Origin of the sequence: Legionella sp. PATHC035 (genome assembly GCF_026191115.1) — a bacterium.
GTDB lineage: Bacteria > Pseudomonadota > Gammaproteobacteria > Legionellales > Legionellaceae > Legionella.
This window is the reverse complement of record NZ_JAPHOT010000001.1, coordinates 2204010-2230742: the sequence shown is the minus strand read 5'-3', so window position 1 is coordinate 2230742 and position 26733 is coordinate 2204010. Positions and strand designations below refer to the sequence as shown.

Below are 26733 nucleotides of genomic sequence, written 5' to 3'. Positions count from 1 at the left end.
AAAACATTTGGGATTAATTCATAAACTGATAAGGTAATGGAATATTTTTTCTAAATACATTTCCATGAAAAATTGAAATCAGCTTAATCGATACAAGGGTTTATCATGCTCCTTTTTAAAAATAAAATAACTGTTATTTTAGGATTAATACTCTTAATGGGAGGGATGTATTTTTATCCTAATGATTGGATGGGATGGTTCCTTCTGGGTGGAAGCTTCTATTTTATAGACAGGATGAAACTCGATTCTCAAACCAAAGGCATATTATTATTCATATTATTCATTCATCAAATCATCGCCTTATATTATTTTATAAAATATCCGAGTTATGTTGAAGACATTGATTTTACAACCTTTCAGCTTACTGCAAAAACCATCGCCGAAGGAAATTATTTTTCTTTTGGCACCGATGCAGCATTTTTTTCAAATTTACTGGCATTATTTTATAAAATAAATAACTCCCAGTTGTTTGGACAAGAAATCTCTTTAGTCATGTTTATGGCTTCTTGTTTTGTTCTGTTGAGAATTGTTAGATACTACCAACTAGGCACATATTTAATTCCGATTTTGCTTCTTTACGCCTTATCTCCTGCATCCCTTCTTTGGACAAATGTCATTTTGCGCGAGCCTTTCGAACTGACTTTCTTGCTGCTCGCAATCGAGTGTTTGCTCTGTTTTAAATCGGATGGCTTTGCAATTGCAACTCGATTATCATATTTAGGTGGGTCTTTTTTACTCATACTTTATATGTGTTTGCTCCATAAAGGTTTATTTTTTTGCCTTCCAGTGTTTTTCTTTCTCGCACTCATCCTTCCAGCAAAGGATAAAACTGGCGAGCAAAACGCTGCGAAGTTAGTGCAACCCAAAAAATTAAAGCAATATATTTCCTTGATCTATCTCCCTTTTGTTTTACTTTTAGTAATGGTATTTGCAGGTATGAACAAAGGACTTATGGAACAAAAAAGTACGAATACCTCTAATATCATTTATAACAATAATTACATGACTGTTGCGGTGGCTAAGGATTTATCCCAAACTATTTCTTCCTTGGGTATTTACAAAACAGTAGCCAAATTTCGTTATGGGGATGTTGAGGTACTGAGCCCTGAGTATATGGCAAGTTTGTTTAACGCAAAAACTAATTATGATAAAGGTAATTTTGTACCCAAAAATTTATTTCAATTTGGCTATATGTCCCTACGCGAGTACCTGAACTATGCTTTTTTACCAGCTGTATTAGTGACGGGTAAATGGACCCTTTTGAATTTGATCTTGTCTTTAATTTATATTGCTCGACTTATATTCTTCTGCTCTGCAATCAAATTGAGTATGGTTTTCTATAAAAAATCGATCAAATCTCCGCTGATATTACTCTCATTGTATTTTATCGTTAGTTTCATCTTTTCACTGGGCACCATAGCGTATGGTACTGCAATGAGACACAATCTGATGACGGATTGGATTCTCCTCTTATTAGGTACTCCTCTCTTATATGATTTCGCTGCTCAGCTATTCAAGAAAATTGCATGGAGAACAAATGCATTGAAACTCCAAAGAGCGTAAATGATTAATATAAAAAAGCGAATAGCAAAAATAAATCGTCATAGCTTAGGGATTCTCTTATCCCTAAGCAGTGCTAGTCTTGGCATGTTACGAGATGTATTACTTGTTTTTATATTTGGATTTAGTACCTTAAATGATATATTACAGATTTATTTATCACTGTATTTTGTCATTTGTTTCTTCTCGGATCCCTTAAGGCTTACCTATTTAAATTTAATTGCAGTTCGACCTTTCAAACAATTAATCTGCTTATTACTTTCTGTAGTCTTTGTTTTTATTATGTTCTTTGTTGGATTCATGATGGTAATCAAACCCAATTTGAATCCTTATTATATGTTTTTAGCGGCTTTGGGCGGATTTCTAAATTTATTTGTTTCTTTACTGGTTTTTCATAAACAACGTTTTGGTGCTTATTTGTCTCCGCTATTGGTTAGTGTGGCACCCAGTTTTCTGATGATTCCAGCGGTAATTACTCTTGCTTTTTTACCCACACATTTCTTTGTTTTGTGTTTTTTATTTACATTTGTTTTGATTCATACTATCCAGCTGTTTTTACTCACCTTTATTCGTATTCCAAATTATGCTCCAGGAAAAATGCCACTGTGCCTTGAAGACTTATGGTTTTTATTACGCCATTGTATTTCGGTACTTGGAGAACAATTATTTCAAATTGTAGGACGACTTATTTTTCTCCAACTCGGTCAGGGATTTTTAACGCTAACTTCTTTATTTATGAAGTGCCTTATCACATTTCGTTTTGTATTTGTAGATTCATATATTGGGATCAAAATTAGTTCTTGGAGTCCGGGGAGCGCCAAAGATCGCTTTCTGGAATTGATTGACAACAAACACTTAAATTTTATTCTTATTTTAGCTTTGCTTTCGATTTGTTCTATTGATACTTTAAACTTTTATTTTGTGGGACTGCAGTTTTTATTAATTAGCATCGTCTCTTGTTATTTTTCCTCTTTACACCGCATTGTGTATTTTAAGATCAATCGCTCTATTCATAATGCAAGACTCGTTACCTTCACTGGATTGGTCGATCTGTTTAGCGCCTTATTTGTACTCTTCTGTTTGAAACTGCATGTTCAAAATCATAGCATGCTTTTTGTTTATTTTTGGTACATACTGCGTCTGTTTATCGAAATTTCTATTTTGCGATTGTACTTTAATAAATTTCAAATGAATCTGGGCAAAGAAAGCTCGGCAGCCCCGTAACTCACCCCTTTCGTCGATATACTACAGAATAAACAGAGCACAAAATGGAAATCTATGAGGGTTATAATTTTGATTCAGTAAATAATTTGTGGTACTCATCAACCAGTAAATTATCGCAATGGCGGCTATCGAACTCCTTAATCGCTCTGCTCTTAGCATTCTCACCGAGTTTTTTTCTTAAGGGAGCATCATCAATCAGTCGATCAAGGGCTGTTGCTAATTGAGGCACATTCTTAGGTTCTACCAATAAACCGGTAACCTCATCTATGATCGCATCAGTCAATCCATAAATGGAGGTTGCTACAGTTGGAACACCCATTGCAGCAGCCTCTATAACGACTGTTCCAAAACCTTCTCGATAACTTGGAAGACATAAAATTTCAGAAATAGCCATTAGATTTTCTGGTTTGGAATAAAATCCGGTAAAAATAACTTTATCTGGACAATGCTTTTGTACATGACGACGTGCTTCTTCTTCAATATTTTGTTCAAAGCCCCCGGCAATAATTAAGGTCATTTTCGTTTTAGTGGTTAGACGGCCAACTGCCTCAATTAGCTCGAAAAAACCCTTATCTCGATTGATCCTTCCAACAAACAGGAGTACAAAGCTTTTCTTATCAATATTCAGTGAGTCACGTATTTGCTGCTTCGCCGCTTCTGAAAAATTTTCTTGCGAAAAACGATTAATATCTACACCTGCCACAGAGCCACTCCCTAAGACTGAGAGTTTATAAGGACGAACTACCTTCTGCTGAATTAAAAATTCACGTTGGCTCGCACTGTCTGCATAACAATGAGTATTCAATCGATTGATCACTTTATCGCAAAATTTGACTATTGCTTTTTTGGGCCCCTTTAAGCTAACCCAGGTTTGACCGGTATAAGTGTGCAGCCTAATGGGAATGCCTGCGAATTTGGCAGCTAATGCACACAGGAATCCGGCTTTAGGTGTCGTAGAATGAATGATATCAAAACGCTCAGTAAAAAATAATTTTGTTAAGCGTATTAAAGCGATTGTATCTTTAATTAGGCTAATTTCTCTTGGGATATATATTGTTTTGAACTTGCATTCTTTAAAGGAGTTCATCGCTTCAGATAACCCATCTTTGCTGGAAATAACAGTAACTTCTCCACCCGCATCACTGATGGATGCGAGTTGTGAGCGCAAATGAGTTGTCATAAAAAGAAGCACTGTTGACACACGTGCCACACGAATATGTTGCAATTTCTTAGTCATCAATTATCCAAGAATGAAAGAAAAAACCAATCAGTGCTACTTCAAAAACAACGAGCTTATGTATGATATAAAAAACCAAAGTGTATTCCAAGATTTTTAAATACGCTTTTTTAGGGACGTATTGATCGCTGTTTGAGTTAGTTTCGCTATATTTGCAGCAAGGGATGGTTACCCATTGCAATAAAATCATACTCCTATCTCTTCAAGCATCTTCTTACTTATCACATCAGCATCATATTTTTTCTCAGCTAAATATCTCGATTGATCCCCAAATTGCTGAATTAAATAAGGATTTTCAATGAATTTGAACATCGCTCCTGCTAAAATATCTACGCTCTTTATTGGAACTTTAAAGCCATTCATATTTTCTTCTACAGTTTCACAACAGCCAGGAGCATCCGTCGTTATAATAGCGCGTCCCATAGCCATGGCTTCTAAAATAGTTCTAGGCATTCCCTCTCTGTACGAAGGCAGGACATAAACATTGCAGCATTTAATTGCGTCGCGTACATCTTCAAGAAACCCCAAATAATTTACTACTCCTTCGTCAATCCACGCATCCAGTTCTTTTTTCGAGATAGCATCCGGTCCTTCATCAATCCAGCCTGCCATCGTAAATGTTGCATCGGGATACTTTTTCTTAACCAATCGAGCTGCTCCAATATACTCTCGAATCCCCTTACTTACTAATAGGCGTGCAATTAATAAAAAATGAATGCCCTTTGGCAAAGGAGCTTTAATATAGGTCTCTAGCTCTACTCCAGAACCATTCACTACGGTTGTTTTCACAGTAGGGCATAGCAATTTTTTTTCAATCAATAATTGTCGGTCATCTTTGTTTTGGAATATGACCAAACGCGAGGATCTGAGCGCGGCCTGATACAATGACATGACAGGACGATAAAACCAATGCGTTTTATCGCCCATAAAAAGATAACCTAAGCCTGTAATCAGATTGGTTATATTGGGGACTCTTAAAAGTCTGGAAGCTAATGTTCCATATATAACTGGTTTTATCGTATAACTTAAAACATAATCCGGTTTAATTTTACGAATCACTTTAATTAAAGAAATAAAGTATCTTAAATCGACAAAAGGATTTTTTCCTGTTCGTTGCAAAGATACATCATGAAGGTTCACGCCCATCGACAATAAGGTGTCTCGTGTTTTGGATGGGACTCTAATATTTGGTGAACAAACATGAACCTCAACTCCATCAAGATTCAATTGCTGAATCAAGGATCCACGAAATTTAATAATTGAATCAGTAAAACTGGAGATTAACAGGAATTTAGGAGGATGACTTTTATTTGAAAATCTTGGCATTATAAGTCACTCCCCACTAAGATATCTTCCAGATTCATAGCAATTCTATGAGTTTGATTATCCATAAAATACCAATACGCTTTCCATTGATTAGTTCGGTATGATCCTGAAAACAAATTATATTTAAAATTAAATTACCACAAGCCCTTATGAAGGCTTGAATTTTAGCATTGTACTCGTTGCCATATCAACAGCGTTTAGAGAGTACTTTCCCTAATTTGCTAAATGCTCACCGTTCTATTGACCAAAGTTTACTGATGCTTTTTATTGTACTTCCCACCACGCCTGAAACATCAAAATATTCCACAACAAAGCCGAAAAATTTCCCTTACCACTTAAATGCTGCTTCCACATGTCGCGTATAGGTTGCGAATTGAAAATACCTTCTTGATGTAAGCGCTGTTCATCAAGCAAAGTCTCTGCCCAATTTTGCAAAGGTCCTCGCAACCAATCCGACAAGGGGATACCAAAACCCATTTTTGGCCGTTCTATTAACTCTCTTGGCACATAACGATATAATATTTGGCGAAGCGGCCATTTAGTTTGCCCGTCTTTTAACTTCATAGATAAAGGCAAACTCCAGGCAAACTCAATCAATCGATGATCAAGAAATGGTACTCTGGTTTCAAGAGAAACCCCCATAGCCGCTCTATCTACTTTCACTAAAATATCATCAGGTAGATAGGAAATAAAATCCATTGCCATCATCTTGCTGATCTCACCTAAACCGGTGAAGTGCACCAGATTTTCATCCATAAACGTATTGGGTTCAGCTCCTTCAGCAGTGAGCAGCGAGTATGGCGTTTCATGATGCGAAATAAGCGTGCGATAGGCCTCTTGAGCATTGACACTCCTTAGCACATGCGCCCCCTTATGAAGCTTTAATCCCGTCTGAGGATAACGCCCCAATAAAGGAAGGACCGAAGCAAACCTATCCCACGTCATTGGGGAAAAGTTTTTAATTAATTTGGCAGCCGCTTTTCTTACAGGCGGGGGTATTTTATTAATTTTTCCCCAGAATTGAGCGGTCATCTTATAACGATTATACCCACAAAACAATTCATCGCCGGCATCACCAGTCAATGCAACCGTCACTTGTTGCTTTGCTAACTCCGAAACCAGAAAAGTGGGGATTTGTGATGAATCAGAAAAAGGTTCATCATATAAAAAGGGGAGTCTGGGAATTACCGCCAGGGCATCCTCAGTGGAAACATACAATTCAGTATGTTGCGTTCCCAAATGCTCCGCAACTGATTTAGCGTAAGCAGCCTCATTGTATTGCTTTTCATGAAAACCGATTGAAAAAGTTCGTACGGGACGTGTCGATTGCGCTTGCATCAAGGCAACTATTGTAGAAGAATCAATTCCTCCGGAGAGAAAAGCGCCAAGGGGCACATCGGCAATCATTTGTTGGGCAATGGCATCTTTTGTAAGCCGTTCCAATTCATCCACTGCGTCACGTTCGTCCCCCTTGAAAGATTCTGCCGTGCTAATACCCGCAAGTGTCCAGTAGCTTTTGATCATCGGTTGAGGGTTTTCGAGTGAGAGTTGGAGGAACGTACCAGGAAGCAATTTACTCACATTTCTATAAATCGAATGGGGTGCTGGAATATAATTGTGACGCAAAAAAAGAGCTAAGGCGCCCTCATCAAGTTCTTCTCTAAAATGGGGATGAATTTTCAAGGCCTTTAATTCTGAACCAAAGAGAAAGGTATTATCATTCCAACCATAATACAGTGGCTTTTCTCCTGCTCTATCTCTAGCTAAGGTTAAAGTATGTGACAGCTTATCCCAAAGCGCGAAGGCAAACATTCCAATAGAGTTCTTGATGGTCTCTTCAATGCCCCAGGCTTCAAAACCTGCAAGCAATGTTTCGGTATCTGAATGGCCTCGCCAAGTATTAATTTTTAATCGCTCTCTGAGGTTTAAATGATTGTATATTTCCCCATTGAACGCGATAACAAAACGACCGCTTGCTGAAACCATAGGTTGGTGTCCTGCGGGAGATAAATCCACCACGGAGAGCCGAGTATGGGCCAATCCAATTCCTGCTTCTGCCTGATACCAAATACCTCGATCATTAGGTCCGCGATGTGCAAGAGACTCGCACATTGCGGTTAACACTTTTTCGGACATCCCGGACCAATCCACTCGGGATAAAACACCAGCAAATCCACACATCAGTGAGATAACTCCTTATACAGAGCATAAAAACGCTCGTGGACACTTTCTAAAGAAAATTTTGAATGAACACGCATCAATGCTTTTTGGCCTAACATTTTGCGTTGGTCTGGATCCATTTCAATCATTTCTGTTAACCCTCTAGCTAGGGCTTCTGGATCATCAGGAGCAACTAATAGCGCAGTATCTTCGACCAACACGTGTACATCACCAACATCGGTTGCAACGCAAGGTAAACCCATAGACATTGCCTCACCAAGTCCATTAGGAAAACCCTCCTTTCGGGAAGGCATACAAAATATGTCCATAGCAGCAAGACATTCAGGAATATCTGTTCGCTCGCCTAACAAAATGAATAGGGCGGTTAGCTCAAGCGAATTGAGCAAGCTCATAAGCTCCAAATTATTTTGCTCACAATCACGCCCAACCAATAGAAAACGTATTTTTTGATCTTTTCTATTTCTCAACAAGGCTACAGCTTTGATTAAAGTATCATGCCCCTTGTCCGGATGAAATCTTCCCACACAACCAATAAGAAGTTCTGAAGGATGCAAGCCTAATTCATTACGAACTGTTGAGCGGGCAATACGTTGAGCATTAAAGTGATCAAAATCAAAGCCATTAGGTATCACAACCATTTTTTTTCCGTCATAATAAACGCTGCATTGGCAACACAAACGATTTTTCGTGGAATAATATGAGAAAGCAATCCACATAATCGCATAATCAAATAGGTTCTCTTTTTGTTGATGGCCCCTGAGGTTCTGATGCCCCATATCACATTACGACAACCTGCCAGACGCGCAGCCAATCCTCCTATAAAATCAGCATGATACATCCATGTTTGTACGACTTCTGGCTTATAGTAATTTATTAATTTAATGAGCAACAAAAAATTTATTGGAATATGCCAAAGCTTATGAAAATCGAATGAATGGATTCTATAGCCTAATGATTGGAGGTGGGTTCCTATTTTCCCTAGGCCTGTAAGCGTAATGATGATGGCAGTGTCCTTAGTTTCTGGATCAGCCAGCAATAATCGCTGAAGCATTAACTCTGCCCCGCCTACGTTGAGACCAGTAATAATATGAATGATTTTAATTGAATCGCGCATTCTTTCATCACTTTGATGGTTCATCACAAACGTAAATCACTGGCCTCAGCTGAAAACACATGCTTTAAATCATATAAAACATGTTGTCCTTTACCAAAAGAGCGAATCATCTCGATACCCATCTCCTTAAATTGTCGATGGGCAACTGCGAGAATAATGCCGTCATATTCTCCTCTATTGGGTTGTGCAATTAATGAAAGTCCATATTCATGTTCAACATCTGCTTCAGCAGCCCAGGGGTCATAGACATCCACAGATACATTATATTCTTTTAATCCAGTTACCACATCTATGACCCGAGTATTGCGTATATCAGGGCAATTTTCCTTAAAAGTTAATCCCATGACCAATACTCTTGCTCCTTCAACATGGATGCGTTGTTTAATCATTGATTTCACCAGCTGAGACACCACGTAAGACCCCATTGCATCATTAAGACGACGCCCTGCGAGAATAATTTCTGGATGATAACCAATCGCTTGTGCTTTATGTGTCAAATAATAAGGGTCGACACCAATACAATGCCCACCAACCAAACCAGGACGAAACGGTAAAAAGTTCCATTTGGTTTCAGCAGCTTTCAGCACCGCTTCTGTATCTATATCCAACTTATTGAAAATGATCGCTAATTCATTAATTAATGCGATATTCAAATCACGTTGTGTATTTTCAATGACCTTTGCCGCTTCCGCAACTCTTATGCTCTCGGCCTTATGGGTGCCTGCAACAATAATTTCTTGATACAAAGCATCGACAATATCTGCGACTTCAGGGGTTGATCCTGAAGTGATCTTCGTAATCGTTGTTACTCGATGCAGCTTATCACCTGGATTAACACGCTCAGGGCTGTAACCCGCATAGAAATCCTCATTAAATTTCATTCCAGAGGTACGTTCAAGTACGGGCACACATACTTCCTCGATAGCACCAGGATAAACAGTAGACTCATAGATTACGATATTACCAGGAGCCAGCATACGCCCTATCATTTCACTGGCCTTAATCAGAGGCTGAAAATCGGGTTGTTTGTACTGATCAATCGGCGTTGGTACGGTAATGATATAGATGTCACAAAAAGCAATTTCTTCAGGGATTGATGTTAAATACAAATGTTTTGCTTCCCGCAACTCTGCATCACTGATTTCTAGAGTCGAATCATGGCCGCTTTTAAGTTCTTTAACGCGATTCTCATTAATATCAAAACCCATTACCGAACGCACTTTGCCAAATTCAACTGCTAAAGGTAAACCAACATAACCTAAACCAACTACTGCAAGCTTTTTTTCTTCAACAACGCTCATCCTTTTAGTCCCAATTTTATTTTTAAATTATTGTAATCTCATCCAACATCATCATTATCAACTGACCTGCTCTAACGCCTTGTCAGATTGTACTGCATAATAATCCAGATACCATTCCACAAAACGTTTTATCCCTACTTCGACCGGAGTACTTGGGGCATATCCCACATCATTCTTAAGCGCTTCTACATCGGCAAAAGTATCTGGTACATCCCCATCTTGCAGGGGTAACAAATTCATTTTTGCCTTTTTTCCGAGACACTGCTCTAAGACTTCAATATAACGAGACAAAAGGACAGGGCTTTGATTGCCGATATTGTAAACGCGCCATGGAGCGGCACTTGTACCAGGATCGGGAGTCCTACCTGACCACTCTTTATTGGGTGTAGCCGGATGATCATGTACCCTTATTATGCCCTCTACGATGTCATCAATATAGGTAAAATCTCGTCGATGGTTTCCAAAATTAAATACATCAATAGGCTCATCGTTCAGAAGATTTTTGGTAAATTTGAACAGCGCCATATCAGGCCTTCCCCAAGGCCCGTACACTGTAAAAAAGCGTAGTCCTGTCGTTGGAAGTCGGTATAAGTGGCTGTAACTATGGGCCATAAGTTCATTAGCCTTCTTGGTCGCTGCATAAAGACTCAAAGGATGGTCTACATTATCGTGAACTGAAAAAGGCAGGGATTCATTAGCGCCATAAACGGAGCTAGAAGAAGCATAACTTAGGTGCTCTATACGATGGTGTCTGCATCCTTCCAAAATATTAAGAAAACCAACTAGGTTACTGTCGATATAGACATAGGGGTTTTCAATGGAATAACGAACTCCAGCTTGGGCACCAAGGTGAATAACGCGTTGAAAATTATGCGATGCAAATAATTGCGCTATAGATTCTCGATCAGCCAATTCGAGATGAATGAACTTAAAATACGCGAAATCAGCCAATTGTTGTAAACGTGCCTTTTTCAGATTTACATCGTAATAGTCATTGAGATTATCGATTCCAATAACCTCATCACCTCGTTCGCACAATTTTTGTGCCACATGAAAGCCAATAAATCCAGCTACTCCAGTAACTAAAACTTTCACTAAACATCACCTCCAATCAGAGTACAGAGATTAAACTACAAACCATTTTTATGCTTCTTAATTTGCAAAAGGTACACCTTGTGATCTTCTGTCACTAGGAATTTTTTAGCGCATGGACATTTCGCCAAAAAATTCGGGTAATTCCTAACGCTGCCCCTGCTAGTATACCTAACAGTAGAGATATTGTAAGAATCAATTTCTTTTTCGGTGCAACAGGGATAATTGGGGTTTCAATTGTTCCATCCAAATGGAATACTTTAACTTCTTTTGGCTCTATAACAAATGATTTATAAAAATGAAGCTGGCCTTGCAATGTACGTAGACCAGGAGTAAATGGGTCATTAGAATCTCTCTCAGATAAATTTTTAATTTTCGCGCGAAGAACTGGGGTCCCAAGCATATACGCCATATTGGTTTCATTTACCGTATGATATTGGTTGACCACCGGGATGTTTATATTTGCATTTTGCGCAATATTGATGGCTTCGTGTAATTGAGCCATATGATCTAATTTCTGCTTATGGGCAACACCTTTTATTAAGTCAATCTCATGCTCTAATTTATAAATGGCCATGGTACGCTGTTTGTCAATACTCTTAATTAGAGAATGCACCGTGCGGTGGTTGACTAAACTAATAAATTGTCGCAACCAAACTGCCATTAATTTTGGCTCAGTTCCTTTGATGGCTACTTCATAATGCACGGGGTTAGTGTTCTTAATTACATTGATCGACAGTTTCTTGGAAAAATTATTGTAGGCATGCGCTTTGACAATGATATTTTTGGGTTTTTCTTGTAAATGTGACAGATAATAATGTTCAAAGAAATATTTTTTGAGAGAAATAGACAATAATTGATCGCCAAAAACTTGATACACCGAATTAACGTTCAGGGGGTCAATTAAAGATTGGTTCGCTAGAACTCCTTTGTTAAATGCAGCCACATCCCCTTGATTAGGAGCCGAGATATAGGCTTTAACTTCATAAATAGGAACGCTCAGATAAATATAGGTTATTCCAACGATTAGGCTCAGTAAAGTACAAGACAGAATGCTCCATCTTTCTCGATAAATCATACCAAGCAAGACGAAAATATCGACACCACGAGTATCGTAAGAGCTCGCATTTTGCATTCCGGCCATACTTGTTTATCCCTTTTTAAAACGCTACTTGGCATCTGATAATTTGCTATGAAAGCGATTCCTATCTCGAGTCAAATAGCCAATTGATGTTGTTGGCGATAGTATATTCAAAAAAAACTTAATATTCGAGCTTTAAAAAAATAATCCTCCTGGCCATTTTGCGTTCAAATAGGGGAGTTTCCCTAAACCAGAATCTATGATAATGTTCAGCATGTTATCGACATACAAACCACATACAAAAGTGGAACCCATATTGTTCTATAACTTGATGAGGGGATGTTAACAAGAAGTTTTCTCTCAAACCCGTTTAAGACGTCCAAGAATATAATCTGATTCTTAATAGTGAAACAATTCAAAGCAGGTGTCTTGGCTATAGGGAAATTTTTTTTGGTGGGAAACAGATTGATTTCTTTTATTTTTAGAGAGTCCGGTATTAAAGAGAGATTAGCGTGCCTTAGTTTGGAATGGCGGCGTATAGCAAGCGGAATGTTTTGGATCATTCTTTTTATTCTTCTCGGTAAAATGATCGGTGCAGCCAAAGAAATGTCCATCGCCTGGCATTATGGTACGGATGAAATTGTTGATGCTTATTTGTTTGTCTTTTCTCTTCTCAGTTGGCCCTTATCAATTTGGCTTAGTGTTCTAACTGTTGTATTAGTTCCTCTTCTAGCTCGCATGCGCGCTAACACGCCGGAAGAAATTCCATTTTTCTATAGCGAATTACTGGGGTTTACATTAGTTATCGCATTGCTCTTTATGGTATCTTGCTATCTCTTTTTTGGGGTTATATTCAATACACAAGAACTAGGGTTTTCAGATCATACAAAAGAAATCGCAAAAACGATGGCAAATACGCTCATTTTTTTAGCACCATTAGGAGCGGTTATAAGCTTATTTTCCGTCTGGTTATTAGCGGTAGGACGTCATCAGAACACTTTATATGAAGCAATTCCAGCTTTTATACTCTGCCTGGCTATTGTGTGTTTTTCAAACTTACAGTTAGAACCACTGGTTTGGGGAACAGTGGTAGGCTATATAGTTCATTTACTTGCGCTTTCAATTTCTTTACACCGTTCGGGTGAGCTTCCTGTTCCACGCTTTACTTTTAAATGTACATTTTGGGGTGAGCTTGGCAAAGGAATTGGAATCATAACACTTGGCCAGGCTCTGATTGCTCTGGGTCCGATTATCGATCAATTTTTTGCTGCCAATCTCGGCTCAGGGTCTATTGCATCGCTGGGTTATGCGAATAGGGTATTGGCTTTGATTTTAAGTCTTGCAGCCCTCTCGATTAGTCGAGCCACTTTACCTGTATTTTCGTCTGAATTTGCGGGCTCAAATCGCTCAGTAAGATCTTTAGCACTTCGTTGGGTTTTTATTATCTTTGGCGGCAGCGTCGCCATTGTGTTTTTTTCGTGGATTGCAGCGAATAAAATAGTATCTATTTTATTTGAACGAGGTGCTTTTAATGCGAACAATACATCCGTAGTGACTTATTTATTCCAAAGAGGACTCTTGCAATTACCGCTTTACGCATCCAGTCTTGTTTTAGTGAGTTATTTTGCAAGCTCAAGAAAGTACTTTCTTATTTTTGTTTCAGGAGTTCTGGGTCTCTTAAGTAAAGTGGCTGCCAACTACTTACTTATTCCAGCGTTTGGCATGACCGGTGTAATGTACTCATACTCCGTTGTTTATGGCATCAATTTGATTTTCTTCTTATTGATGTTTTTAGCAGAAGAAAGGCATTTAAAAATAGGGTTACGAAGTTACTTCATGAGCCGCCAGCCCTGATTTTTTTGTTATTTTATCCTTCATTAATAAAGGATATCTAATTTTTTTTGTGAGGAACAAAGTGGAACTTCTTACTGTGTTTACATGGATGGCGCACTGTTCATTACTTTTAATTAACAGTTTTATTTCAATGAAAAAACCCTACTGGTGTAAAATCAGCGTGATGCTGTATTGTTTTTACTCCGTTGTCGTCTTGGTTCCTTTTCGCTTTGATTTCTTCGGTATTCCGGTAACGTACACCCCATCGGCACTCGTGCTCAGCGTTTATATAATTACTGATCTTGCTTTATTGTTGTCTTTATTTGTTGTTACGGAAAATTCTTCCTTAAGCCGCGACCACATTGTTGTTTTAAACAGAAATGGGATTGGATGTAAGGTTTTATTACTAATGGCCTGTTTGGCTCAAGTCTATGCACTGATAAAAAGTTATGATTTGATTTTTTTGCCAAAAGATAAATTTATCATCGCCAGTTCAGGCCGCTCTATGGATTTATTTTTTTACCATTTCCCCTATGATACCATTCTTCTTGGAGGACTGTTTTTTTCTCCATTTAAGTCGAGAGTACTCAATTTTTTTATTGCCGCCTTAGCTTTAGCCACCGTATGTATCTCCGTGATTAGCGGATACAGGCATTTAGCCTTTTTAATCGTTTCTTATCTCCTCTTTGCCAGGTCAAATAAAATAGCTTCTCCCATTTTAGTGGCGCTACTACTTACATTTATTGGAGAATTTTCAAATTATTTGAAATGGTATGTACATGCTGTTTTATTTAAAGAGGGCTTTGAATTAAGTGCATATCTAGATTATATTTCCAGATCTTACACATTCCAGCCAAGTCCCGAACAAATGGCTATTTTAACCAATTTAGTTTTGTCGCTTGATCTAGGCAAAGTAACTAGTTCACTTCATGCTTTTGCAAATTTACTTCCTTTCACCTCCTCGTTGTCTCCTGATGCCGGAGAAATGCTCAATTCTTTAGGAAAGGTTTTACAGATACCCAATGGCCAGGGTGCTGCCTATAATTTTCAACTATTTGTTTTGGGAACTTATGGAATAGGATTGATTTTTATGTGGTTTTCTATGTTTTTTAATTGGATTGCCAAAAACTCCATACTGACATTTGTATCACTCTATATCAGCTATTCCATTTTACGTGACGAACCTTCTTATTGGATAAGTCAGATTAAGATGGGGCTTGTATTGACTTTCTTTGTTTTTGCGTTAAATGAACTCGAAAAAATGTTCCGCCCTGCTTATTCCAACTTTTCAAAAATAGGTTGTTCTTGAAAGGGCATTTTATTGATTAGCCAAGTTAGAGGATAAATGAATAAAATATTATACGTGATTGGGTCTTTGGATGTTGGTGGTGCAGAAATGCATCTTTTTCAACTTCTACCTAAATTAAAACAAAAAAATTGGGATGTCGAAGTGTTTTGCCTTGGTCGCCCGGGTGCGCTGGCCCAGGAACTGCAGAAAATGGGAATTAGAGTCAGCTCTCCTTTGTTTAAGCATAAGCAGGGGGCTTCTTATATTTATCGACTGTTCCGTATGTCTTATTCTTTTGGGTCACTTCTTGTTTTTTTATCTTACCGGCGTTTTAAAGTAGTGCATTTTTTCCTCCCTACAGCCTATCTGATTGGAGGAATTTGCTCTATTTTAACCTTTAAAAAATTTAAGGTGATGAGTCGGCGGAGTTTAAACGGTTATCAGGCAAAATACCCAGTCCTGTCAAAGATAGAAAAAAAATTACATCGCCATATGAATGCTATTCTTGGAAATTCACGTGCCGTTATTTCTCAGCTAGAAGAAGAAGGGGTACCCGATTCCAAATTAAGGTTAATCTATAATGGTGTGAATTTTTCCAGATTTTCAGACATAGAAGACCGCCAAAGTGTACGGAATAAACTGGAAATACCCGATTCAGCATTAGTATTTGCCATTGTAGCAAACCTCATTCCTTACAAGGGACATCGTGTTCTGCTTGAGGCGTTCTCTCGAATCGCATCTCGTTTACCGACCCCATGGTACCTTCTAGTTATTGGACGTGATGATGGGATAGGTTCTGAGTTAAAAAAATATGCAGCAGAATGTGATATTGCTGACTCGGTTAAGTGGCTTGGTGCGAGATCCGATGTGCCTGCTCTGCTTAAATCATCCGACATAGGTATTTTATCTTCTTTGGAGGAAGGCTTTTCCAATGCAGTAATTGAGTGTATGGCAGCAGGATTACCAATGGTTGTGACTAACGTGGGAGGAAATGGCGAGGCAGTGCTCGATGGCGTTTCAGGAATTGTTGTACCACCAAATGATCCATCAAAAATGGCTGATGCATTGCTTTATTTAGCATCAAATGGCTCATTAAGAAAGCAATTTGCATTGGCTTCAAGCCAACGTGCTCATTCAGAATTCTCTCTTGAGGCCTGTGTGGACCACTATGACTCATTTTATAAGGAACTTGTTTTAGCTAAGTGAATAATTTTATCTAAAAAAGATTTTTTTGAATTAATTAATAATCAGCTGGCAGCAGTAGACAAACCCTTAATTGAGAGAGCTGCTTTCATAAGCCATGCTTAGGGGGTTTATTATCTAGCCATGCTTTATTCTCCAAGAACCAAAAATCAGTAAAGCCCATAGTGAATAAGCATGGTTAAACGCCCTAGCATTGTGTTCACGCCATACTTCTCTTAATTTATCGGGATTAATAAATGGCGCAAAAACATCCGCATTTTTGATAATAATTTCCTCACCTATCGGTTTCAATTGGTTGCGAAGTAAACTCGCCAAAGGGATGTTAAAACCTTTCTTTTTTCCTTTTACTACCTCGTCAAGTAAGCAATGCTTAGATAAAATTTTCCGTAAGGTGAGTTTTGATTCGCCAAATAATGGGCTTAATAGATGCTCGGGCAACTTGCTTGCAAAGTTTATAATTCTACGATCTAGAAATGGAACTCGAATTTCTAGGCCATGAGCCATACTCATTCGATCAACTTTTGTTAACATGTCACCCGATAAATAAATTCGTTGATCCGCCAGCAGGCATTTATCAAAAATAGATCCAGGAGCACTCACTACCGCATTTTCATAATTGGCTAGAGGATTTTCATTTAAAAAATCATGCATGGCTGAACTATAGAGCTTTCTCAACAAAAAAGGATATGTCAACCGGCGCCATTGCGAATGGGGTACGTCAGATAATGAAACACCCCAAAGAAAGCGCATAAGCATTTCATGCCAAGGTAAACGACGCTCATCATGCCCATATTTTTTAAACAACCAGTCACCAAGGTGCTGGGTTAAAAATTTTGGTATCAAAGATCTTGTGTACTCGGCAACTCTACTTGCCTTATATGTTGAGTATCCTGCAAATATTTCATCTGCGCCGTCACCTGCAATTGCCACTTTCACATGATTACTCGCTTCTCTTGATAATGCAAAATGTGCTAAACAACTTGAATCGGCTAATTGACCATCAACATGATGCGATACCCGATGAAAATCATTTAGTATTTGACTCGTTTGATCAACAGAAACTGGTCGCCACGGATGATTAGTAAGAGTAGCTATTTTTTGAGCCAAAATGCTCTCATCGTGTGAGGTTTCATTGAACTGAGCAGTATAACTGATCACTTCACTTTTCGTGAGAAGTGCAATTAGGGTGCTATCAATTCCGCTACTTTGAAGTAAGCCAATTGGAACATCTGCAACTAGCATCTGGTTAATGACTTGTGACAATAATAACTCTATCTCATCAACAGCATCATCTAATTGAATTGATTGATCAGGTTTTCTTACCGGCTGCCAATAATTATGGCAAGAGAGCGAGCCATCAAATGAAACTTTTAAAATTGTTCCTGGCTCAAGTTGTTTTATGTTTTTTAATAAAGACCGCTCTGGATTTGTATACCCCGATGCTAAATAAGTATGAAATTCAGCTTCATCAATATCCATAGTAAATTGTTTTGTTGCAAGTATCCCTTTAATTTCACTACAAAAAAACAATGAAGAATTATTTTGGGCATAAAAAAGGGGTTTAATACCTATACCATCGCGAACAAGAACTAATGTTTCAGTACGACAATCCCATATACCTATCGCAAACATTCCTTCGATACGATCAAATAATTTTTCTCCCCAAGTTAACCAACCTATAGGTAATAATTCTGCATCGCAGTTTGATTTGAATAAATAATCCGTTTCTTTCTCTAAATCGTTTCGTATCTCATCATAATTGTAAATCTCACCATTATAGGTTACGGAAATCAGATTAAGGTTATCTTGCATCGGTTGATGACCTGCTTCACTTAAATCCCGTATTGCCAATCGTCGATGACCTAGACCAACTCCGTCCGTAAACCAAAATCCTTCACCGTCGGGTCCACGATGAAAAATGCTATCAGTCATTGCTTTGAGCATATTCGTTGAGATTGAGGAACGGTCAAAATTTAAAATGCCAGCAATACCACACATTTGTTTTATACCTAAATCAATGATCTCTCTTCACAGTTTTTATCACCCTAATGAACCGAGACGATTGAATCATCAGGATTATATGCATACAAAGAAAAATTCATTTGTTTATAAAGGAGCTTAAATTGCGAATTGAAAAGATTTCTTAATTCAGCAGATATATCAGGCTCATAAGCCAAAAGCAATTTCACTTCATGCGCTTGCATGAATTCTTTTAATAATTTGAGCCTAGTTTGATCACTCTCTTTCTTTATTAATGCAAGCTGCTCCGCTTCTTTTTGCCATTCTAAAATTTTTAAACCGCGTCCACTATAGCTTAAGAAATTAAGATCTTTTTTAAGATGAGCTATCGGTTGAAAACTCGAATAGCGGATTGCAAGCATTAGATCTTCAATCAAGCCATTACTTTCACCATCAAGGGAGAAGGCCATGATTTTGGAGCCTGGAGGTAATGATTTAATGTAATTCAGCATCTTTTTGTTTGAGAGATTATTGACCTGATCTTCAACCTGATTATGCTGTATTTGATTGACTACGAAATTATAGAATGTAGTGGGGAATTCAATAAACCATCGATAAACAAAAATGAGGATAAGGCATCCGAAAACGAGGCGGTAGGTGTTAGGAATTTTAATATCAATATTGGCAAAAAATCTGACGGCCCCTATCAGTAACAATGGAATCAGATATCTGCAATTACGTATTAAGTCGATTTCTGCAGGATATCGTCCATACATTTTTGCAATACTCTGATCCAGCCAAGCAATTCCCACAGAGGAAATTAAGAGGCCCACAATAAAAAAAATAAAAAACTGTCGCTCATACTGAGGCTTTTTTGAAAATGTTGGGGCTATGAGTAATCCAATTAATCCTATGAGCCAAAACCAATTCCACTTTCCTTGGAACAACAATGAATATAATGACTGGAGGATACTTAATGCATTATAGTATTGAGGTCCAGCGGCTTGAGTCATATAGTGCGCTGCAATGGCAGAACTGCTGTTATTATGTAGACTCTCTGAAGAGGGAAATCCACTAAAAAAGCTTATAATAAACGGAGCTGCAACCATTAAGAACATCATCCCAGCAGCAAAAACTACCAATACTTGCTTTCCCCAACCGCGCCCAGTCGGCTTGCACATGAATAAAGCAGTAAGACATGCAAATGAGACTGAGGGGGCGCTGACAGGATGCACATAAACACTCAGGCCACATAAACCCATCACAATCATTGGAAACCAGACTTTATTATTGTTTTTGAGTGAAACAAGTAAAAGAAAAGGGAATAAGGCTCCGTAATAGCCTCGGGTTAAGGGGACATCAAGTTGCCCCCATAGCTCCCCTGGAAAAACATATATAGGACTTAGCGAGAGTAACGCCAGTAAAAAAGCCCAACCCCGATTAGAAAATAAATCCAGCCCGAGCAAATAAAAACCTATTAGTTGCAAAAATATAATCGGCCAGATAAGAAACAAGTAGGACTGGCCAATATCATGAGTAAAATAGGTTAAAAATTGGGTGAGAGGAATAGAAATAGTCCAATAAAATTTAAAATTTTGAGCATCCGAGTATAACGGATCATTCGCAAACCGCTCTGGACTGATCTTGCTAGCAACAATTGAGGATACGTTTCCTGCGTCTCCATTTGTTAAAATAATCGGTGCTGGTCCCCAAGTTTTCATTAACCATAAAGAGGCAAGAATGAAGAATAATGCCAACACAAGCCAATGGTTATTAAGGCGATTAAAAAATGGGAAAGAGAACATGTAAATCCCTCTATTTGGGTACAAATACATACATGGAATTTAAACCATATACAAATTTTTCATGCTTTTTTAAGCTATAACCCGCTTTAGTAAACAAATCCATAATCGCTGATTCATCCATGCCCATCTCTTCATGCTCATCTACCTCACGATGTTTGTCCTCACTATACCACCATAGGGCATGACCAATTTTTCCTATAACTTTTCCTATCATGGTCACTACAACTTTGCCGTTAGGTCGCAATAAACGGCGGATCTCCTGTAGCGACTCAAACCGCTCTGGGATGTGATTTAAACAGGCGATATAACTCACGGTGTCAAAACTATTATCTTCAAACGGAAGATGAGCTGAGTTATGAATAATGGTACAGTCACTATTCCAATCGACTACATCAACACCAATACTATGATGTGCATCTTCTGGAGAATTGTTATACAAACTTGCATACTGACGATATAAGTGGATAAGTAAGTTATCTCCTGCACCGATATCCAAAACTCGACCTTGTAATTCAGGCAACACTTTTCTAAAACGCTCGCCGCGTAACGAAGTCAGATGTAATTTTTCTGAAACTGCGTCGGGCAAAAGAATCATTCTTAATGGTGCGCCAATAAAATCATAGAATGATTGTAAAAAAGTTTTTTGGTTTTTATAAACCCAATCAGGCGGTAAAGCGAGTGAGTTAAATGATTTCATTGCATTATCCATTTGTTAGTATATCCGATTTTATAGGCCTAAAAGGCATATTAGTTATTGATGAAAGTTGAATCAATCTGAGCTGGCTAATCTGATCCGCTAATAAACCTACTGCCATGAGCAAGATCCCCCCTAAGATTGATATGGCGCCCGCAACTGGAAAACCGACCCCCAGTTGAATTGCTTTATATAAACTATAGAAAACACCCAATAAAAAGATGATTACGCCAGCCCGCAGGAATATTTTTAGTGGAGCAAATAATGTGGTTATCCTTATCACAAGAGCCATCGTATTAAAACCATCGCGCAGTTTGACTTTACTCGTTCCAATTCGCGAATTGACCTTAATGGGATAAAATGCCATTGGATAATCTCGCTCCAAAAAAATCATTAAGCTGGTTAAACTCGCACTGTATCCATCAGGTAAAACAAAAAGATAACGACAAATGACCTCTCTTCTAAAGACACGTAAACCACAGTTTAAATCGTGTCCCGCATTGACTTTCATCGTTCTCACTATCATTCGAATAAGAAACTTACCCAGTGTTCTAATGCGGCTGGAGGTACCCGAGGGCCTTTGACCGATAACGGCGAGTAAACCTTCAGTGTGAATTTTGTTAGCCATACCGATTAAGTCCTCAATTCGATGCTCTCCATCTGCATCAAACCAGGCCACATATTCTGTATCTGCCAAAGCCATACCTGTTTTAAGTGCTCCACCATAACCAATATTATAAGAATGGGTCACCACACGAACATTAGGCGCTTGAAGTGCTTGGTGTAATGTAGCATCACTACTATGATCATCTACCACAATGATATTTACATAAGGAAGATTCGTTCGTAAGCTCTCCAGTGTTGCTTTGATTCCCTCTTCTTCATTATATGCGGGGATAATTATGGTTAAAAGTTTTTCCCATTCATATCCTTCCTTTGGCTTAATATCAGTCATTCTTTATCCTGAGAACTCTTTATAAAATTACATAAAAATCAAATATTAATCTAGCTATCCTTTAAAAGTAACCATTACACCTAGAGTTACTAAAATAGTGCCTACAATTTTATATATATTTAATGACTCACCCAAGATCAATGAGCTAAATAGTAATACAAAAACAAATGATAAACTCAAAAAAGGATAAGCATAGCTGATTTCGAATTTAGTCATTGCTGCCATCCAAGAAATTATTGCTAAGGTGGATGCGAAGCAAACACTTAATATCCAGGGGTTAAGGAATTGAAAAAAAACAAATGCTAGTTTCGAGGTAAAACCCGGTGGCAAAACACCTGCTGACTTCATTTGCCATCGAATCACCAACTGTGCGTACACTGTGCACAGAATTGTTAATAATATATACGTGTAATTCACAATATTCCTCGAAATTATTTTTTCACCCACTCAGCTAAAAAATAAGGGAAAAAGAAATCCCCTGGCAAAAGATTATAAATTTCCTCGAGAAAAAATAAGGGTTTAGAAATAAATTTTTTAAACGATAGAGGTAAATTTAAAATTAAACTATTCAATATTAGAAAATATGCAGGACCACCCATGTATTTTACAAATTTAACCTCAAAGTCAGATCCAAAACTTTGATGCAACTGATCATGTTGAAGCGCTTCCTCAGAGTCAGCATCAAAATATTTACTTTTTTTGTACCATAGTTTGCGTACTGATTCTAACATAAAACTACTGCTTGCCTCACACATTAACAAACTACCGCCTGGTTTTAGCATTTGCGATATATTCAAAAAAGTATTTTCTAAAGAAGCGATGCAATGATGTATACCGCCAACAACTATGGCATGGTCATATTGTTGATTGAATGTGCTAGTAGCAGTGAGATCGAGTTCATATGCCTCGCTTCCCACAATTTGTCGGTAGGCTGCACAGGCCTTTGCAGAAATATCAAAACCATGAGTCATTATTTCTGGAAATTTATTTTTCAGATACAGTGAGTTGTAACCACTTCCACAAGCCAAATCGGCTACTCGTTTATTATTCAAATCGATGTTATTCAATAAGGGCTTATAGATAAATTGCTCTCTGAACGCAATAGATGTCGGATCGTAATAATGTTGTTCATATAAGTCATGTATCTTTTCATAGTGTTCTTTTTGTGCCAAAGAGCCCGTATTTTTTTCCAACCCATTCTCCTAAAAAACTCGACTAAAATGATTAATATTCTAGCTAACATCATTATTAGTCGGATATCCTACATATAACTATTTTTTATCTACACTCAACTGAATCCAGTTGTGTGAAAAAATCTCACATGCTTAAATCCATTTTTCAAGTATTAATTAGTATCATTCTCTATATGAGCTATTCATAATTGATTTGAACCTAAATACTAAGCTGTTGCCTTTTTTGGAATCTAAGAACATTTTTGCGTGATTATAAAGGGTAATTTTAAATAATTACACAAAAAAATGTTCCTACTTAGAACAATTTTCAAATGAAGCACAATATGCTTGTTGCGGAACTAAAACGTACTATTCGTGATAGAGCAATAAATCATAAGCATATTTCAATTGTCACAAAACCATAAAGCTCTATCAAAAATTGTTCCGCTTTTATATGTCTCGCGATCAATGCAATGCATTTCGCTGTGCGAATTTCAGAATAGAAACACGAGATAAATTAATCCATTTTAAAAGACGCACATATTAAAATTATGCTATTTTATCCTCCTTATAAAAACCACTTTTGATTGTATTTGAGAGATAAAAATTCACTTTTACTCGGAAATTTTTAACAAAGATCATGTTGAGCGCAATCCAAAGTACTATCCATTCAAGAAGCATTATTCCATTTAAATAGCGGACAACAGGCCCTTCTGTGAAATTAATTAAAAAAAATAGTACTAGTGCATAAATTACTGGTGGCAACAGTAGCGTTCTGATTAACTTATCAACTTTTACTAGGAGAATAAGTAAACAAAGAGGAAATACAAACTGATAAGAAAATGGAACAGTCATTTCGACTTTGATTGGCGGCAAAAAAGCTCTCATATTATGAATCAATGAATCGGAAGAGATTAATAATTTAGCCAAGGGAAAGATAGCATCTCCACCAAACTTCATCTGAGTTTCTTTTCGTACTAAATCCAAATCATATAGATCGCGCTTTTGCGCCTTCTCCTGCTCACTCCATGATGGTATAGATATTTCTAATTTAAAGGTTTCTGATTGAATATGGATTATTTCTTTTAAGAAGGACAAAGGATTTTGATACAGAGCTTCAAAACCAGCTTTCGAAATTAATTCATCGCTTTTTGCAGCCCCAAGTTTTGAATAGGTACTTCCTAACGCATCCCAAAAAGGAATTTTTTCATTAGATCTCAAAAGAAGTAAATGAGATAGTTTTGAACTGTTAGGCCCATTTCGTCCAGACGCAAAGTTAAAAGCACGAAAAGATAAAAATATTCCTTTATATACATAGGGCTTCTTTACTGGCACCCAGAGCATCCATGATTTTTCTATCACAAAAACACCCAATTGAGTAGAAAAAAGTATTATTAAGAATAGCGCTAATCGTTGTAAGTAAGAGGCTCTTTTAAATTGGAATACAATTCCAATAAAAGTTAATAAACCAAATAATATCAATTCTGTGCGTACATGATAGGCAATTCCAACACAGATTGGATACACAAAAAAGATAAGCCATTTTTTTTGAGTTTGAACTGATATTATGTAAAGCAACCACAGTCCTACGAGAGCCAATACTCCCAGATTATCACTAGCCGGATAAGACCATATTGGTAAAGCATAGGAGATTAAAAGGACAAAAGTGCTTATCCATAACCTCATTAGATTCGATATATTAAACCTAAAAATAATAGTCACTAAAAATAAACCTGAAAAAAAATAGGTTATTGCCAGTGCTAAAGAGAGTGTGTCAACACTATACCCAAAACTTTTCATGAAAAAATGGTAAAAAAATACCACCAGATCTCGACCACCAATTAAGCTTCCGGCAAAAGTAACAAGTCCTTTGGGCCATAGGACGCTTGACTGGATATAGTATTGAGCATCTCTATGGAATTGGACAACCTGACACGATTTGAAAATAAATAAGATAGCTAATAAAATTAGAGTGATAATAAAAACAAATTTTTGAGTATTGAGTGGTCTTAGAAGAACAACTTGGCGCATCTGAACATCCTTATCTCTGACACTTAGAGCATAAACCCGAAATTATTTAAAAAATTCAATTTACATGTAGATGTTCTGATAACAGGAGATTGATGTGCGCATCTAAAAAATAATCACGCTTTCGGATTTCCCAATCATCAAAGAAAATTTGATTGAGTTCATAATCAAATTTTTGACCAGTATGCGCTAAAACATGATTTGCATGGTTATTAAATTCAGCAATGACAGGAGACATCTTTATCAATTTTAGTCTTCTGCCTGCTATGGTCATCTCCTCAATCATTTGAAATATCCTAATTTAATAATTTTAAACGGCATCGGCTTTAAATTTATCATAAAACAAATATTCACAACAGGAGCTTTCAATAGTGCATTTATTGGTAGGTGAAACAAAATTTTTTTCAACTTGCCACCGCAACCACACGTCTAGTAGCGCAATAATTGAACATGCTTGCGGAGCCCGCTACTGCAAAAAGAATAGGAATAAAAAAGCTAAAGTTGATCCCGGTAAATTCAATAATGAGCACAATTGCGGTAAGAGGCATTTTTTGCGCCGCGGCAAGAAAGGCGGTGCCGCCAATTACCGCAAAAGCAGCGATGGAGATGCCTGGCCATACAAAACTCCAAAGAGTGCCGAGCACCACCGCCAATAAAGCGCCATTGGCAAGCGAAGGGGTTAATAGACCGCCTGCAGCACCGGCTTGGATACTGGTACATACAATTAACACTCTCAGTATTAATAAGACCGCAGCAATACTTAAGCCTAATAGATTGCCATCAAATCCTAACTGAGCTGCCGAGCGGCCATTTCCCAATATTGCCGGAAAATAAATAGACAATAGGCCGATAATGAAAAAATTGAACAGGCAAAAAACAATAATTTTCCAGTTACGCGGTGCTCTACTTTGCACTCGGTTGGTAACTTCTTTAAACCAATAGGCTGAGTAACCAAAAATAGGTCCAGCGATGATTGCCCAAATCACGACTGAATAATCGATAATTAAAACGGGGATATGGTACATGGATTGATTGCCAAGCCCCATCCAGGAGATGACTACGGCAATCGCCGAAGTAGTAATTGCCGGGATTACAGCAAACCATCTGAAACTGCCGAGCAACACTTCCAGAGAAAATAATGCGCCACCAAAGGGAACATTATAGACTGCCGCCAATCCTGCGCCAGCAGCGCAAGCCACAAGAATTTGACTCTCCTTTGGATGTAATTTCATTTTATTAGTAAGCCAACAGGCGAAGGTTGCTCCGAATTCGCGGGGAGCAACCTCACGTCCTAAAGGTGAGCCCAAGGCAACAGTAACAATTTGCAGGAACACATGCGCTAAAGTTGTTTTTATCGGCATATAAGGTCTTGGCGATTTGATTGCATTGGCAATACTCACTAGGGGGCTCCCATAACGAAAAACCGCCCACCAACCAAAACCAGCAATAAAACCGCAAAGCAGAAGTGCCACTACTCTTCTTGGAGCAGTTGAATCGCTGACCACAAACAAAAAACTCTTATTTCCCAGAATAGGAAATACGGTATGCTCATAGGCTAAGTGTTGGATAAAATGCAATAATATCGCTAAAAACATCCCCCCAAAACCAGAAACAATCCCTATAATAATGGTGGCAAAAAAAAGACGATGCCATCGGGATGTTAAATGTTTGGTCATGAAC

The 26733-nt window shown here is 37.8% G+C and carries 22 protein-coding genes; 5 read left to right on the top strand and 17 right to left on the bottom strand.

The window, feature by feature from the left end; genetic code table 11:
* Nucleotides 1–105: 105 nt before the first annotated feature.
* Entirely contained in the window at nucleotides 106–1563 is a 1458-nt protein-coding gene (locus OQJ13_RS09815; RefSeq protein ID WP_265710670.1) for a hypothetical protein, read from the top strand.
* On the top strand, nucleotides 1564–2784 hold the full coding sequence (locus OQJ13_RS09810; RefSeq protein WP_265710669.1) for a hypothetical protein: 1221 nt from the start codon (nucleotides 1564–1566) through the stop codon (nucleotides 2782–2784).
* Nucleotides 2785–2845: 61 nt separating this feature from the next.
* Here the strand turns inward: OQJ13_RS09810 and OQJ13_RS09805 are convergent, their stop codons facing one another.
* The 8 genes from OQJ13_RS09805 to OQJ13_RS09770 form a co-directional block, all read right to left on the bottom strand.
* Nucleotides 2846–4021, bottom strand: a complete 1176-nt coding sequence (locus tag OQJ13_RS09805; RefSeq protein ID WP_265710668.1) for a glycosyltransferase — start codon at nucleotides 4019–4021, stop codon at nucleotides 2846–2848.
* Between the two features lie 186 nt (nucleotides 4022–4207).
* On the bottom strand, nucleotides 4208–5347 hold the full coding sequence (locus tag OQJ13_RS09800; RefSeq protein ID WP_265710667.1) for a glycosyltransferase family 4 protein: 1140 nt from the start codon (nucleotides 5345–5347) through the stop codon (nucleotides 4208–4210).
* A 264-nt stretch (nucleotides 5348–5611) separates the two neighbouring features.
* Nucleotides 5612–7528, bottom strand: coding sequence for an asparagine synthase (glutamine-hydrolyzing) (gene asnB / locus OQJ13_RS09795; protein ID WP_265710666.1), 1917 nt, complete (start codon nucleotides 7526–7528; stop codon nucleotides 5612–5614).
* Nucleotides 7528–8166, bottom strand: a complete 639-nt coding sequence (locus OQJ13_RS09790) for a glycosyltransferase (RefSeq protein WP_265710665.1) — start codon at nucleotides 8164–8166, stop codon at nucleotides 7528–7530. Before OQJ13_RS09790 ends, asnB (OQJ13_RS09795) begins: the two co-directional genes overlap by 1 nt.
* On the bottom strand, nucleotides 8157–8669 hold the full coding sequence (locus OQJ13_RS09785) for a hypothetical protein (RefSeq protein WP_265710664.1): 513 nt from the start codon (nucleotides 8667–8669) through the stop codon (nucleotides 8157–8159). The genes OQJ13_RS09790 and OQJ13_RS09785 overlap by 10 nt, the downstream gene beginning before the upstream one ends.
* Entirely contained in the window at nucleotides 8666–9943 is a 1278-nt protein-coding gene (tviB, locus tag OQJ13_RS09780; RefSeq protein WP_265710663.1) for a Vi polysaccharide biosynthesis UDP-N-acetylglucosamine C-6 dehydrogenase TviB, read from the bottom strand. The genes OQJ13_RS09785 and tviB overlap by 4 nt, the downstream gene beginning before the upstream one ends.
* Before the next feature lie 57 nt (nucleotides 9944–10000).
* A complete protein-coding gene (locus OQJ13_RS09775) occupies nucleotides 10001–11038 on the bottom strand; it encodes an NAD-dependent epimerase (RefSeq protein ID WP_265710662.1) in 1038 nt (345 codons plus the stop codon).
* A gap of 94 nt (nucleotides 11039–11132) precedes the next feature.
* On the bottom strand, nucleotides 11133–12179 hold the full coding sequence (locus OQJ13_RS09770) for an LPS O-antigen chain length determinant protein WzzB (protein ID WP_265710661.1): 1047 nt from the start codon (nucleotides 12177–12179) through the stop codon (nucleotides 11133–11135).
* Nucleotides 12180–12665: 486 nt separating this feature from the next.
* On the opposite strand from OQJ13_RS09770, the gene OQJ13_RS09765 reads away from it, so the two are divergent.
* The 3 genes from OQJ13_RS09765 to OQJ13_RS09755 all read left to right on the top strand — a co-directional run bounded on the left by OQJ13_RS09765 (nucleotide 12666) and on the right by OQJ13_RS09755 (nucleotide 16443).
* Nucleotides 12666–13970 (top strand): lipid II flippase MurJ, encoded by a 1305-nt coding sequence (locus OQJ13_RS09765; protein WP_265710660.1) that lies wholly within the window; start codon nucleotides 12666–12668, stop codon nucleotides 13968–13970.
* A 61-nt stretch (nucleotides 13971–14031) separates the two neighbouring features.
* On the top strand, nucleotides 14032–15258 hold the full coding sequence (locus OQJ13_RS09760; protein WP_265710659.1) for a hypothetical protein: 1227 nt from the start codon (nucleotides 14032–14034) through the stop codon (nucleotides 15256–15258).
* A 36-nt stretch (nucleotides 15259–15294) separates the two neighbouring features.
* On the top strand, nucleotides 15295–16443 hold the full coding sequence (locus tag OQJ13_RS09755) for a glycosyltransferase (RefSeq protein ID WP_265710658.1): 1149 nt from the start codon (nucleotides 15295–15297) through the stop codon (nucleotides 16441–16443).
* Nucleotides 16444–16557: 114 nt separating this feature from the next.
* On the opposite strand, the gene asnB (OQJ13_RS09750) is transcribed toward OQJ13_RS09755, so the two are convergent.
* The 9 genes from asnB (OQJ13_RS09750) to OQJ13_RS09710 form a co-directional block, all read right to left on the bottom strand.
* Entirely contained in the window at nucleotides 16558–18438 is a 1881-nt protein-coding gene (asnB, locus tag OQJ13_RS09750) for an asparagine synthase (glutamine-hydrolyzing) (protein ID WP_265710657.1), read from the bottom strand.
* 47 nt (nucleotides 18439–18485) lie between these two features.
* The gene (locus OQJ13_RS09745) at nucleotides 18486–20204 is read right to left on the bottom strand and encodes a hypothetical protein (RefSeq protein ID WP_265710656.1); all 1719 of its coding nucleotides are present in this window, start codon (nucleotides 20202–20204) and stop codon (nucleotides 18486–18488) included.
* 10 nt (nucleotides 20205–20214) lie between these two features.
* Nucleotides 20215–20901 carry a class I SAM-dependent methyltransferase gene (locus tag OQJ13_RS09740; RefSeq protein WP_265710655.1) on the bottom strand — a complete coding sequence of 229 codons (687 nt, stop codon included), beginning with the start codon at nucleotides 20899–20901 and terminating at the stop codon, nucleotides 20215–20217.
* A gap of 4 nt (nucleotides 20902–20905) precedes the next feature.
* The gene (locus OQJ13_RS09735) at nucleotides 20906–21853 is read right to left on the bottom strand and encodes a glycosyltransferase family 2 protein (protein WP_265710654.1); all 948 of its coding nucleotides are present in this window, start codon (nucleotides 21851–21853) and stop codon (nucleotides 20906–20908) included.
* A gap of 54 nt (nucleotides 21854–21907) precedes the next feature.
* A complete protein-coding gene (locus OQJ13_RS09730; protein ID WP_265710653.1) occupies nucleotides 21908–22270 on the bottom strand; it encodes an EamA family transporter in 363 nt (120 codons plus the stop codon).
* Nucleotides 22271–22284: 14 nt separating this feature from the next.
* A complete protein-coding gene (locus tag OQJ13_RS09725) occupies nucleotides 22285–23046 on the bottom strand; it encodes a class I SAM-dependent methyltransferase (RefSeq protein WP_265710652.1) in 762 nt (253 codons plus the stop codon).
* 528 nt (nucleotides 23047–23574) lie between these two features.
* On the bottom strand, nucleotides 23575–24825 hold the full coding sequence (locus tag OQJ13_RS09720) for a hypothetical protein (RefSeq protein ID WP_265710651.1): 1251 nt from the start codon (nucleotides 24823–24825) through the stop codon (nucleotides 23575–23577).
* A gap of 286 nt (nucleotides 24826–25111) precedes the next feature.
* Nucleotides 25112–25339, bottom strand: a complete 228-nt coding sequence (locus tag OQJ13_RS09715) for a hypothetical protein (RefSeq protein WP_265710650.1) — start codon at nucleotides 25337–25339, stop codon at nucleotides 25112–25114.
* A gap of 118 nt (nucleotides 25340–25457) precedes the next feature.
* On the bottom strand, nucleotides 25458–26729 hold the full coding sequence (locus OQJ13_RS09710; RefSeq protein WP_265710649.1) for a chloride channel protein: 1272 nt from the start codon (nucleotides 26727–26729) through the stop codon (nucleotides 25458–25460).
* Nucleotides 26730–26733 lie beyond the last annotated feature (4 nt).